The 11,923-nt window shown below is 68.1% G+C and carries 11 protein-coding genes; 5 read left to right on the top strand and 6 right to left on the bottom strand.

The window, feature by feature from the left end; genetic code table 11:
- Positions 1 to 362: LppU/SCO3897 family protein (locus NP3_RS49290; protein WP_063044415.1), on the top strand; the 362-nt coding region annotated here is incomplete at its 5' end.
- Here NP3_RS49290 and NP3_RS26985 read toward each other — a convergent pair.
- A complete protein-coding gene (locus tag NP3_RS26985; RefSeq protein ID WP_063044414.1) occupies positions 363 to 2,672 on the bottom strand; it encodes a helicase-associated domain-containing protein in 2,310 nt (769 codons plus the stop codon).
- Positions 2,673 to 2,814: 142 nt separating this feature from the next.
- Here NP3_RS26985 and NP3_RS26980 point away from each other — a divergent pair, with 142 nt between their 5' ends.
- The gene (locus NP3_RS26980; protein ID WP_063044417.1) at positions 2,815 to 3,003 is read left to right on the top strand and encodes a hypothetical protein; all 189 of its coding nucleotides are present in this window, start codon (positions 2,815 to 2,817) and stop codon (positions 3,001 to 3,003) included.
- A 103-nt stretch (positions 3,004 to 3,106) separates the two neighbouring features.
- On the opposite strand, the gene NP3_RS26975 is transcribed toward NP3_RS26980, so the two are convergent.
- Together NP3_RS26975 and NP3_RS26970 are read right to left on the bottom strand one after the other, a co-directional pair.
- Positions 3,107 to 3,730: a transglycosylase family protein gene (locus tag NP3_RS26975; protein ID WP_063044413.1), complete on the bottom strand. Its 624-nt coding sequence runs from the start codon at positions 3,728 to 3,730 to the stop codon at positions 3,107 to 3,109.
- Between the two features lie 366 nt (positions 3,731 to 4,096).
- Positions 4,097 to 4,339 (bottom strand): hypothetical protein, encoded by a 243-nt coding sequence (locus NP3_RS26970; RefSeq protein ID WP_063044412.1) that lies wholly within the window; start codon positions 4,337 to 4,339, stop codon positions 4,097 to 4,099.
- Between the two features lie 201 nt (positions 4,340 to 4,540).
- On the opposite strand from NP3_RS26970, the gene NP3_RS26965 reads away from it, so the two are divergent.
- Positions 4,541 to 4,966, top strand: coding sequence for a cold-shock protein (locus NP3_RS26965; protein ID WP_063044411.1), 426 nt, complete (start codon positions 4,541 to 4,543; stop codon positions 4,964 to 4,966).
- Positions 4,967 to 5,081: 115 nt separating this feature from the next.
- Here NP3_RS26965 and NP3_RS26960 read toward each other — a convergent pair whose 3' ends face one another.
- The 3 genes from NP3_RS26960 to NP3_RS26950 all read right to left on the bottom strand — a co-directional run bounded on the left by NP3_RS26960 (position 5,082) and on the right by NP3_RS26950 (position 8,246).
- On the bottom strand, positions 5,082 to 5,591 hold the full coding sequence (locus NP3_RS26960; RefSeq protein ID WP_063044410.1) for a DUF2771 domain-containing protein: 510 nt from the start codon (positions 5,589 to 5,591) through the stop codon (positions 5,082 to 5,084).
- Positions 5,592 to 5,660: 69 nt separating this feature from the next.
- Positions 5,661 to 7,403: an MFS transporter gene (locus tag NP3_RS26955; RefSeq protein ID WP_063044416.1), complete on the bottom strand. Its 1,743-nt coding sequence runs from the start codon at positions 7,401 to 7,403 to the stop codon at positions 5,661 to 5,663.
- 69 nt (positions 7,404 to 7,472) lie between these two features.
- A complete protein-coding gene (locus NP3_RS26950) occupies positions 7,473 to 8,246 on the bottom strand; it encodes a glutaminyl-peptide cyclotransferase (RefSeq protein WP_063044409.1) in 774 nt (257 codons plus the stop codon).
- Between the two features lie 17 nt (positions 8,247 to 8,263).
- Here NP3_RS26950 and NP3_RS51615 point away from each other — a divergent pair, with 17 nt between their 5' ends.
- Together NP3_RS51615 and NP3_RS50670 are read left to right on the top strand one after the other, a co-directional pair.
- Positions 8,264 to 10,855: a DUF3027 domain-containing protein gene (locus NP3_RS51615; protein WP_373864791.1), complete on the top strand. Its 2,592-nt coding sequence runs from the start codon at positions 8,264 to 8,266 to the stop codon at positions 10,853 to 10,855.
- Positions 10,852 to 11,923, top strand: a 1,072-nt coding sequence (locus tag NP3_RS50670; protein ID WP_373864790.1) for a sacsin N-terminal ATP-binding-like domain-containing protein, incomplete at its 3' end; no start/stop codon positions are given. The genes NP3_RS51615 and NP3_RS50670, both read left to right, overlap by 4 nt.

Here is an 11,923-nt window from a genome sequence, read left to right as displayed (position 1 = left end):
CATCGGCCACCAAGTCCGAGCCGGTCGACTGCTCGTCGCCGAAGGCGGTTTACAAGGTATTCCAGACCGCGGACAAGAAGGTCGAATGCGCGGCCGAATACACCACCTACACCGAGGATCTGGTCAGTGGCGGCCAGGCCTACATGTGCCTCGCGCCGAACTTCAAGCAGGGTAGCTGCTACGCCGACGTCGGCACGAACCCGTACAAGTACGTGGACTGCTCCTCTTCCGAAGCCACCTTCAAGGTGGTGCAGCGCATCGACGGTCAGGCCGACGAATTGCAGTGTGGCGCCGACGCGACCAGCTTCGTAACCGTCCCGGACCCGAAGGTCACCTTCTGCCTCGGCGCAGCCAAGGGCTGATTACTCGAGTAGTGCGACCGACGCGATCCGGTGCAAGGTGAAATGCCGGATCGCGCCGGTCACCGGGTCCAGTGCGTCGAGCTGGCCGTTGCCGACCTTCAACGGTTCGACCACGCGCTGTGACGCGACGCCCTGGGCGTCGACATAACCGATATTGACCGACCGCCGCACCCGCGCCGCCAATTGCAGCAGCGCCAGGGTTGCGGCGGTACTGGTTCTGGTGCCGTCCGGGCGCACCGCCTGGCCGTTGCGGGCGCTGGCGGCCCGATCACCCGCACGCAGCTCCGCGACGAGCAGTGTCAGCTGCTCGGTGCTCGGCGGCGTCGGACGATATGGCTGCCTGGCATGCGGACGCACCGCGATCCGGGCGCCGCGTGGGCGCAGATCGACAATGGTGCCCGCGGAATCCTCACCGGCCGGGGCGAATCCGGCCGCACGCAACCGCTCGAGCAATTCGCCGAGCGGGGCCTGGGCAATGGCGACGGTGGGCGCGATTGCCCGCAGCGCGAGTTCGGCCGCCACCGGCGAGCTCAGCACCTGAGCGAGCAGTGCCGGATCGTCACTGCGGACGAACGACTGCGCCATACCGGCCCGCAACTGGCCGTGCCTGCGCGCGACGTCATCGATCAGATAGCTCAGCGACTGCGGGATCGGTGTGCGGGAATGGGTGGTGAACAGCGTATGCAGTTCGGCCGCGGTCATCCCGGCATCGAGCGCACGTCGCACCGATGTGTCGCTGATCCGGTAAACCGTTGCCGCACCCGCGGATTCGATATCGGCCACGAGTGCCACCCGGTTCTGTAGCTCCGGCGTCAGCGGACCGGGCGCGATGACGGTCAGATCCGCCTGGACAAGCACATGATCGATGGGCTCGGGCAGCGCCGATTCCATCTCGGCCTCGGCATCGGACGCGCTGTTCGGCGAGCCGTGCAGCAATGCTCGCGCCGGTGAGGCGAGCGCGCCGTGCCCGATGAAACCGAGCGTCGCGGCCTCGTCCACCGTGTGCTCGACCGCCTCGGCGCGAAAGTGCCTGCGCCACCGCGGTTGCCGCCAGGCCAGCAGTCGGCCGATATCGGTGGGGGCCAGTGCGGTGCCGGTCGGATATTCGGCGAGCAGATTCAGCATGGTGCGACGGTCGCGCGGCGCGTGCGGGGTGCGCAGCTCGATCGCCAATGCCGCCAGCGGTTTGTCATTGGCGTCGCGCATGCCGATCATCCACGGCATGCGGTCCAGGTCCAGCCAGGCCTGTGCCAGCGCCACCCAGCGGCGCGCGGGCGGAGCGTCGCGCCAGCCGTCGGCGGCCGGTGTGGGGGCCCAGAAGTCGTCGGTGGAGTCGAATTCCGGTGGCGGGTCGGGCATACCCTTTTCGACAAGTTTGGCCGCGGCGAGCAGTTCGACGAGCAGTCCGGCGCGCGGTTCGTCGATACCGGTCTGTTTGGCGATGCGGCGCAACTCCCGCACTCCGAGCCCACCCGCCCGCAATGCGGGCGCGGGCGCCTGGCCGAGCGCCTCCAGAATGTCGGCGCAGTGCCGCAGTAGCTCGCCCACTTCGCCCGCCGCGACCGCATTCACTTCGGTGGGGGTGTGCTTCGTCGGCGTCGGCTCCGGCGGTTTCAGCGCGTGCGGATGGGTCACCGGCTCCCGGCGCAGCAGTTGGCCGACGGTGACCGGAAGTTCGACCGTCTCCTCGTCGATCCAGTGCAGTAATCGGCGGCCGAGCAGTTGCTGGATCGGGCGGTCGGCCGGTGTGCCCGGAGCCGCGTCCCTGGTGCGTCCGCGCGGGCCCGTGGTGGCCAGCTTGTCCAGCAGCGCGCGTTCGGCGGGGGAGACGGCCGCGAGGGCCGCTGACACCTCGGGCTCGGTCAGCGCATCCGGAATTTCGGTGGTGCTGCCGATCGGCCACGGCAGCGCCTCGGCGGTGGCCGGGATCAGATGTAGGTCGTCTCCGACATTCCAGACCAGCGCGCGATCGGATAGGCGAGCCAGCGCGGCATCGATCGCCGCGACCTTCACCCGATCTTTCAACTGCACGCGCAATGCCTTGCGGCTCATCGGCGTTCCGTCCGGCCCCGTCGCCCGATGCACCGCAAGGGTTTCCACGATCGCGAACTCGAGTGTGTCCAGGTCATCGGTGGCACGCAGGACCGACGCGCGCTGCTCGGCGCGGGCCGCGAGCACCGCCATGGAGGAGGGCAGTGGCACGGCCAGATCGGGCCGGAGTTCGAGCAGGGCCACCAGCTGCGCATCGCTGCGGGCCGCGAGCCACCCGGCCAGGGATTCGGTCGCAGGCTTCCCCGACGAGTTACCCATGTGCTCTCGAGATCAGTCGTTGCGTCGCAGTCCGAATATTGTCGATTTTGTCAGCCTAGTTGATGTCGTTTATCCATGGCCGGGCGTGGGCAGCGGCGGAGGGCAGAGTGCTGGCGGGTCGCTCGCATGCCACAATGTGGACGTGGTGAACAAATCGAAGAAACCCTATGTCGACCATGGCTGGCCCTCGGTGGAGGACGGTGGCCATGCGGTCACCGAACTGTCGTCGACTCGTTCCGGTGGGCTCTCGCCGTTCGGTGAGGACACCGAGTTTCCGCTTCCGGCCGATCAGCTGCCGTACATGCACCCGAATACGGTGATCAACCGCTGAGCGGCACATCGCTCGGTACCTGGACGGAAAACCCGCCGATACGAAGAAGGTCCCCGCATCAATGATGCGGGGACCTTCTTCGTGCGGTCTGCGTTGTGACGACTCAGGAGGGCAGCATGCCCTTGTTCGCCTCGTAGAAGCTCACGACTGCCGGGTCGAGCTGGGTGCCCTTGGCGGCATTGAAGAAATCGAGGGCTTCCTGCGGGATCTGCACACCCTGGCCTTGCACGACGGCGACGGCGCGGTCGATCGCGTCGAACACCTGCTGGCTGGGGTCGGCGGCGGCCTGCTCCGGGGCTGCCGGGGCCGGGTTCCAGCGCGGGGTCTCGGTGGAGGAGGGGGCGGTGCGCGGAGTGGATCCGCTGCTCAAGCCGAGCGAGGACGAGCACGAGGGCCAAGCGCCCCAGCCCTGGCTGGCGAGCACCTTCTCGGCGACCGCGATCTGCTGTTCGCGGGTGGCCTGGTTGGCGGTCGCGGCGTATTCGCCGCCGCCGTGAGCATTCCAGGTGGAGGGGGAGAACTGCAGTCCGCCCTGGAAACCGTTGCCGGTGTTGATGCCCCAGTTGCCTCCGGCCTCGCACTGCGCGAGGCGATCCCAATCCTGGTCGGGTGCCGCGCTGGCGTTTCCAGCGAGAGCCACACCTGCGGTGCCGATGATCGCGCCGGTGACGGCGACCTTGGCTACGGTGCGCCCGGTGGAGGTTGGCTTGCGATGGCGTCCACTCATATCGGGTTCTTCTGCCTCTCGTACGCATCTGCACGTGGTCCGGACTGAGAGGTCGTCCGTCCCGCCCCCACCCCTGCTTCCGTTGGGGTCCGGTACCCGCGGGGTGAGGTTTGATGCGGCGGGCCGGTGGTTGCCGGTTGTCCCGGCTGGGTAAGACCGTACGACGATCGGCGCGAAAAATCACTATTTGGTAACCGGCGGGTCTGCGTGGGTCTCGGACCGGTATCGGTTGCGGCGGACAAGCTTCCGCGCAGCTGAGACATGGTGCGGACGGGCCGGTCACGGGCCGCTGCCGCTCCGTTATCGCGCCGTTATGTGACGAGGATCACACTGACGGTTCGGTAACGATTAGCAGGGGTAACCGGTTTACCGCGATCGTCGGCCGGACCACAGTGCGAAAACGATCGCGCAGAGGAAGCCGAGCGGCGCCAACATCGCCAGCAGATACAGCCATAGTGCCGGGTCGGAATCACTGAGGACTGGCGTCAGGAATATGGCGACGATCGCAAGCAAGCCGATCGCGAACAGACCGAGTGCCACGTACAGCAACCGGTCGCCCGCGCGGCGCGGTGAGCGGCTCGGCGGCGGTGGCGCGGATGGATTCGTCACTGCTCGACCGTAAAACTGATGTGCTTGCGTTATTCGCACCGGGGTAGACTCTGTGTCAATCGCGTCCTGCACAGCTGTGGGGCGCGTTCTTTTCGCAAACTGACAGGAGCTGTCCGAGGCGGTATGCCGGACGAGCACCTGGGCAGACGGATGTGCTCGGGCCAGTGGGGCCCGAGTTTCGATGACGAACGGGTGAGTGCAGTGCCGACCGGCAGGGTGAAGTGGTACGACGTCGAAAAGGGCTTCGGCTTCCTTTCCCAGGACGAGGGTGAGGATGTCTATGTCCGTTCGTCCGCGCTGCCCGACGGCGTCGATGGGCTCAAGCCCGGCCAGCGTGTCGAATTCGGCATGGCCGCCGGTCGCCGTGGCCCGCAGGCGCTGAGTCTGAAGGTGCTCGAATCGCCGCCCTCGGTCCGTCAGGGTCAGGACCGCGATCGCGGTGCGCACAAGGAACCCGCCGCGCGCAAGCACACGCCGGACGAGCTGCACGGGATGGTGGAGGACATGATCACCCTGCTCGAGGCCAAGGTGCAGCCGGATCTGCGCAAGGGCAGGTACCCGGATCGCAAGACCGCGCAGCGCATTTCGGAAGTGGTGCGGGCGGTCGCGCGCGAACTCGATCACTGACGTTCGCGGATAACGAATTACGCGCGCTGCCCGGCTTACCGGGCAGCGCGCGAATCGTTTTCAGGCCGACCTTTTCGAGCGACCTGCGAGCAGTCGCTGCCGACCCTTTCAGTCGCTACGACGAGGTACTGATCGACCAGGCCGCATGCGGGACGTAGAACTCGCGGCCCGTCTCATCGCGCGCGAGGATCGGCAGCTGCAATTCGATACCGACGAGCCGCAATTCGGGCTCCGGCTTCGAATCGATGGTGACGGCGAGCGCACCCTCGGGGAAATCGTTGCGGCTCACCACCCGGTCCACCTTCTCGCCGGTGGGCATGGCGTAGACCAGCTGCGCCAGCCAGGGCGCGTCGGCGATCTTCTTCGGCAGCGACAGCTGCAGCGGGTATCCGGCGGGGACGTCCAGGATGACGGTCTCGCCGTACTTGCAGTCCTCCATTTTCACTGTGCAATACAGGAATGGGGACACCGTGACGGTCTTGCCGTGGGCGTATGCGGTGACGGTCGGGTCGGGGTGGTCCGCGTTGCGGACGAACACCGTCAACACGCCGACGAAGGCGACGGTGAACACCAGAAGGGCCGCCGCGCATAGCGCGACGACGGTGCGGGTACTGAGCTTGCTCACGACTGCGCCTCGCTGGCGCTCGGCTCTGTCGCGAGCAAAGCTGCTGTGTCTTTGGTTCGTTCGCTGCGCTCACTCACAGATCGGATCTCCTGTGCCTCGTTGCATGTGCTTAGTTTCGCTACCGCGCTCCTTGCCGCGTTGTGCGGCTCGGTCGGCGTCGGCGTGTCGGTTGGTCGCGACCGCCTGCTCGGCATGTTCGGGGCGATGGCCGCCGAGGCCGGGCAGCAGGGAGTGGCCGCGGTCGCTGATGAAGGTCTGCAGCAGCCCGAACAGCAGGACCGCGGAGATGAACGCGAAACCCTGCCAATAGGTGGTCGGCATCAGCACGCCCGCCGCGCCGCCGAGAACCCAGCTGAGCTGCAGTACGGTCTCGGACCGGCCGAAGCCGGACGCGATCGATTCCGGCGGCAGATCGTCCTGGATGGAGGCGTCCAGCGATACTTTCGCCAGCGCGCTCGCACCCGCCGCGACCAGGGTGGCCAAGGCGGCGCCGAGCAGATTGTCGAGGAAGACCGCGAGCAGGGCGACCGCGCAGCAGGCCGCGGTGCAGCCCAGCACGATCAGTGACGGCTTACCGAGTTTGATCCGGGCGCCGGTCGCGTTCCCGACGAAATTGCCGATCGCCGCGGCCACGCCGACCACGCCGAGCATGGCGGCCTGCTGCCAGCCGCCGTGTTCGGTCGCCTTGGCGACGAAGGCCACATAGAACGTCAGGAAGCCGGTCAAGATGCGAATGGCGCCATTGCCCCACAGTCCGGTCACGACCGCGCGGCCCAGCGGCTGCCTGCGCTTGCGCGGCGGAACCGTGGCTTCGGTTGCCGGACTGAACACTTCGGTCTTCGCGTGATAACTGAGGGTCGCCGGAACCTCGCCCTCGGTGACCTCGACCCAACGCGGGATGCGCAGGCTCAGGAAGGTTCCGGCGATCGCGATCGCGGCGGCCAGCACCAGTGCGCCATTGGAGCCGGCGATCGCGGCGGCGAGTGCGGCGACCGCGCCCGCCCCGATGGTGCCGCCGACCAGACCGAACACGGTGAGCCGAGAGTTGGTGCGCACCAGGTCGATTTCGGGTGGCAGCACGCGCGGCGTCACCGCACTCTTGAGCACCGAGAACGATTTGCTGCCGATCATCATGCACAGGGCGAGCGGATACAGCGCCCAGCTGTCGAAGGCGATGATCAGTACCACCGCGACCACCACGCGCAGGGCGAAGGAGGTGGCGAGTGCGAGGCGGCGGCCGCGCTGTAGTCGGTCCAGCATCGGTCCGACGAGCGGGGCGATCACCGCGAACGGGGCGATAGTGATCAATAGGTACAGCGCGACTTTGGTTTTGCTCTCCGCGGTCGCGCTGGCGAAGAACAGTGTGTTGGCCAGGGCCACCGCGATCGCGGCGTCGAGGGCGAAGTTCGCCATGGTGGCGTATGTCAGCGCGGTGAGGCCGGATTTGTCGGCGCCGTCGGCCTTGGCGGCGCGCTGGAAGGTGGCGACACCACGAGAGGTGAGCTCACGGCCGCGCATGGCGGCGACCCGGGTGACGGTCAGCTTGCGTGGAACGCGCTGCGGCTCGGCCGGAATTTCGGGTTCCGGCGGCGGGTCTGCCGGTTTCGCGGATCCGCCGGGCAGCGGCTTGGTCGGCGGTGGTTCGCGGCGTTGCGGTGGTGGTTCAGGTGGCAGCGGCGGAAGCGGGGACCGACGGGGCGGGGTGTGGGGTGGCGGGTAGCGGTCGTAACCGGGGTGACGCTGGATCGGTGGGGACTCCTCGCCATCCCACGGACCGCGGTCGGAACCGGAGGGATCGCGGGGAGTAGTCACGACGTCAATTCTGTCGTACATCGGCGACTTGGGTTCAATTGCCGCTCCAAGCCGTCCGGAAAGGTGAGCTCAGTCCGGTACGAATCGGACCTCGAACATGGTCGGCCAGTATTTGCCGGTGATCAGGAAGCGGTCCGTGCCGGGCAGCTGCGCGATGCCGTTGAGCACATCGGTGCGCGCGCGCACGGTCGCGGGCAGCAGTCCGCTCGCGTCGATGACCGCGAGCACACGGCCGGTTTCGGGATCGATGTGCAGGATCTCGTCGGTGGGATAGGAATTGGCGTAGACGGAACCGTCGGCGGCGCAATCGAGTTCGTTGAGGTGGGCACGGTTTCGGGTGGTGAGGGTAACCGTGCCGGTCACGGCGAAGGTGAGCGGATCGCGGAAGGTGAGGGTGTCGGTGCCGTTGCTCATCACCACTTTGCCCGCGTGGGTGCACAGCCCCCAGCCCTCGCCGTCGAAGGACGCCCTGGCGCGTTCGGCCAATGTCGCCGGATCGCGGGCGATCGCGACCCGGTCCTTCCAGGTGAGCTGCCAGAGGGTGCCACCGGCTTTGGTGACGCCTTCGCCGAAGTAGGGCGTGGGCAGTTCGGCTCTGGTCAGTTCGTTGCCGGTCGTCAGTTCGGTGGCGCGCACGCCCGACGCGCCCGGCATGCCGGTGGCTTCGTAGAGCACGGTGCCGTCGACCTCCAGACCCTCGGTAAACGCCCGTGGATCGTGCGGACGGGTGCCGACCACCTCGATATGCAGTCGCGGCGGATCGTCGTCCGAGCCGCCACACCCGGTGATTCCGAGCAGGCTGACCAGGACAACGACGGCCAACGAACGCCGATTGCGCTCCATACGGCAAAATGTAGGCCGTGAGCGCAGTATCTGTTTCGCAGTCCGGCGTGCGGCCGATCCTTGCCGATGCCGTCGACGTGGCCCGCCGTGCGCTCCTGGAGCTGGAGCCGACGGGTGTCGGCGCGCATATCGGTGTCACCGGCGAGGACGATGCCGCGGCGACGCACCGGTTCGAGGCCACCCTGCCCGGTTACCGCGGTTGGCAATGGGCGGTCGTGGTGGCGGCCCCGCCGGACGCGCAGTACGCGACGGTGAGCGAATCGGCGCTGCTGCCCGGTCCGGACGCGCTGGTCGCACCCGATTTCGTCCCGTGGGAGCAGCGCATCCGCCCCGGCGATCTGGCGCCCGGCGACCTGCTCGCCCCGCCCGCCGATGATCCCCGGCTGGTGCCCGGATACGTCGCGAGCGGCGATCCGGCCGTCGACGAGGTCGCGCTGGAAATCGGCCTTGGCCGTACCAAGGTGCTCAGCCGCGAGGGCCGCGAAGAAGCCGCCGAACGCTGGTACTCCGAATACGGCCCCGAAACCGATATGGCCAAGGCCGCCCCCTCCACCTGCGGCCGCTGCGGCTTCTACCTCCCCCTCGCGGGCGCCCTCCGCTCCGCCTTCGGCGTCTGCGGCAACGCCATGGGCGCCGACGGTCACGTAGTACACGCCGAATACGGCTGCGGCGCGCACTCCGACGTAGAGGTCCCGACCGGCGGCGGATCGCCGCTGTACGAGGCGTACGACGACGCGGCGTTCGATGTGATCCCGGTGGAGGCATTGCGCAAGCCCACCGCACCGGACGCGGTGACCATCGAGGGTGAGTCCTCCACCGCGCCGGGCATCAGTGATGCGGCGATCGCGGCCGAACCGACCACGGTCGAGCCGAGCGATCGTGCCGCATCCGATACCGCGACCCAGCCGGGCGAGGCAGGGGTCGGCGATGTTGCGACCAGCTCAGTGGAGTCGGCTGCCAACTCGTCGGATGATGTTGTGGCCGAGCCGAATGCGTCGGTTGCGCACGATGTCTCGATGCCCGGCGCGGACAGCGATGCCGATGCTGAGGCCGCCGGAGATCTGACCGGTGAGGTCGTCGCGCCGACTTCGGTCGAGCCCGGCGTTGATACGTCGAGTGCTGCCGCGGCTGAGTCGCCCAGCGCGGTGGAGCCGACTGCTCTCCCGTCGGATGACGTTGCGGCCGAGCCGAATGCCGCGGTTGATTTCTCCGCGGGTGGTGTGGACAGCGAGCCCGGTACTGATGCTGCTGAAGGTCTGACCGGCGATGTCGTTGTGTCGACCGTCGTTGGTGCACCGAGTGATATTGCGGCCGAGTCGCCCAGCGCTGTCGAACCGAGTGCTGTCACCGCGTCGGATGATGTTGCGGTTGAGCCGAATACGGCCGCCGCGCACGATGCCGCCGCGCCGAGCGGGGGCAGCGAACCCAGTGACGCTGCTGTGGATCTGACAGCTGGTCCGCTGACTGAGCCCGATTCGGCGGTCGTCGAGGATGCTGTGGCACCGAATGTCGGCACCGAGGCAGGTGATGCGGCTGCCGTAACTCGGACTGCTGCAAATGCTGAGCCGACCTCCCCGGAGCACGGCGCTGCTGCGTCGCGTTTCGGCAGCCAACGGCCCAGCGCGGTCGAGTCGGACGCTGCGCATCTGCCGGGCGAGGCTGCGGCAGAGTCGAGCACATCGGGTGAGACCGATGTCCTCGCCCAGGGTGTGGCCGACATACCCAGCACCGCAGCCACATTCAGCCCTGCTGCTGACGTGGTCGCTGAGCCGGGCGTGGTGGTCGAGCCTGCTGGCGCATCCGATGCGGACCGCGAGTCGATCGGCGCAGTCGCGCCCGGCGCGGATGCGACGGAAGGCCCGGTTGGATCGACGACGGGTGCATCCATCAGTCGCGAGACCGAGCCGAACGGTGCGACTGCCGAGAGCGTGGCAGGTCCTGAGGCCGCGGCCAGCGCGGGCTCGGCAAGCTTCCCCACTTCGGTAGATCCGAGCGCCGAAGCTGCTGCGTCGCAGCGGGAGTCGAGTGCCGAGCTTGCGTCCGGTGCAACCGCCGGGAGCGCCGAGGTAGCTCCCGAGGCAGTGGCGAGTGGCGCAGCAGGCGACACCGCCGCAGTTGAGTCGAGCACCGGAGTGGCCGCGTCGCAGCCGGAGTCGGGCGCCGACATCGCGTCTGGTGCGAGTGTGGACGTCGATGGCGGCATTGCTCACGCTGACGGCGAAACCGCCGGTGCTGATGGCGCGTCGGTCGACTCTGTCAGTCGGGATGCGGGCATCGACGGCGCTGCTCACGTTCGCGGCGAGATCACGGGCGTGGATGACGAGTCCGCCGATCTCGGCAGTGCGAGTGCGGACATCGGCGGTGGCGTTGTGCACGTTGACGGCGAGACTGCTGGTGTTGATCGCGGGGCAGCCGACGCTGACAGTGCGACTGCGGACTCTGATGGCGGGGCCTCTGTTGTTCATGACGAGGCGGTCGGTGCTGCCGGTGGCGTCGCGGACGCTGACGGCGGGGTCGCCGGTGCCGATGGTGACGCCGCTGACAGTGCGGGTGGGAGCGGGCCCGGGGCTGCGGCTCGGCCGGAGTTCGGGTCATCGCTGCAGGGGTGAGCGCGGTATCGGCGGCGGATCCGTTCGGGACGTCGGGGCTACGGGCGGGGGTTCTCGCGGCTTGGCGTGATTCGCCTACTCGGTTGCGGGAGGATGCGGCGACCGAGGCGGATCTGGTGCGGGCGGGGTATCGGGATCGGCTGCTGACCGAATTGGCGCAGAATGCCGCGGATGCGGCGGCCAAGGCCGGTGTCGCGGGCCGGGTGGTGGTGCGTCTCGTCGACGGCGCCGTGCACATTTCGAATACCGGTGCACCGCTGGATCTTTCGGGCGTGCACGCGCTGACCGCACTGCGTGCTTCCGGCAAGGCGGATCCGGCCGCGAGCGTCGGCCGGTTCGGCGTCGGCTTCACCGCCGTACGCACGGTAAGCGAAGAGATCGAGGTCCGATCGACCACCGGCTCCATACGGTTCTCCCACGAACTCACCTGGAAAGCCCTGCGTGACAACGCGATCACCGTCCCCGCCGACACCTTCACACCACCCGTCCTCCGCCTGGCTTGGCCGACCGACGCCACCCCGCCATCAGACGCAGACACCGAAATCGTCCTGCGCCTGCACCCCGATATCGACCCCCAATCCCTACTCGCCGCAATGCGCGCCGAAGCCGTCGACCTCCTCCTCGAGCTGCCCGCTCTACAGAGCATCCGAATCGGCGACGACGAGATCACCAGCACGGTCACCGATCTGCCCACTGAAGGTCCGCACCAGCGCGAGCACGAAGATCCCCACCCCGCACACGGCAGCGAGGATTTCGGTGGCGGCACTTCGCATCCGCACAGTCGACACGGCGTGTCAGACGGCAGTGGTGACACCCTCGTGAACCCAACTCGCGGCCATACCGACCCGAGCAGTGGCTATGCGGATCCCAGTCCCGGGCATGTGGACTTCAGCGGCGGTAATCCGGACCCGACCCGCAGCCACGCGGATCCGACTCTCGGGCATGTGGATCCTGCGCGGGGGGGTGCCGACCCGAGTGGTGGGCGCGCCGACCCGAGCGACGGCCGCGCGAACCCGAGTGACGTGCGCGCGGACCTGAGTGGCGGCCACGCGGACCTGAGTGGCGGCC

Origin of the sequence: Nocardia pseudovaccinii NBRC 100343, from assembly GCF_001613225.1 — a bacterium.
GTDB classification, from domain to species: domain Bacteria; phylum Actinomycetota; class Actinomycetes; order Mycobacteriales; family Mycobacteriaceae; genus Nocardia; species Nocardia pseudovaccinii.
Note: the sequence above shows the minus strand (reverse complement) of the source record. Positions and strands in the feature narration are given on the sequence as shown.

Excerpts from the sequence above, each read along its gene's own strand:
- NP3_RS26975 (WP_063044413.1), bottom strand. The coding sequence starts at position 3,730 with ATGAGTGGACGCCATCGCAAGCCAACCTCCACCGGGCGCACCGTAGCC.
- NP3_RS26985 (WP_063044414.1), bottom strand. The coding sequence starts at position 2,672 with ATGGGTAACTCGTCGGGGAAGCCTGCGACCGAATCCCTGGCCGGGTGG.
- NP3_RS26950 (WP_063044409.1), bottom strand. The coding sequence starts at position 8,246 with ATGGAGCGCAATCGGCGTTCGTTGGCCGTCGTTGTCCTGGTCAGCCTG.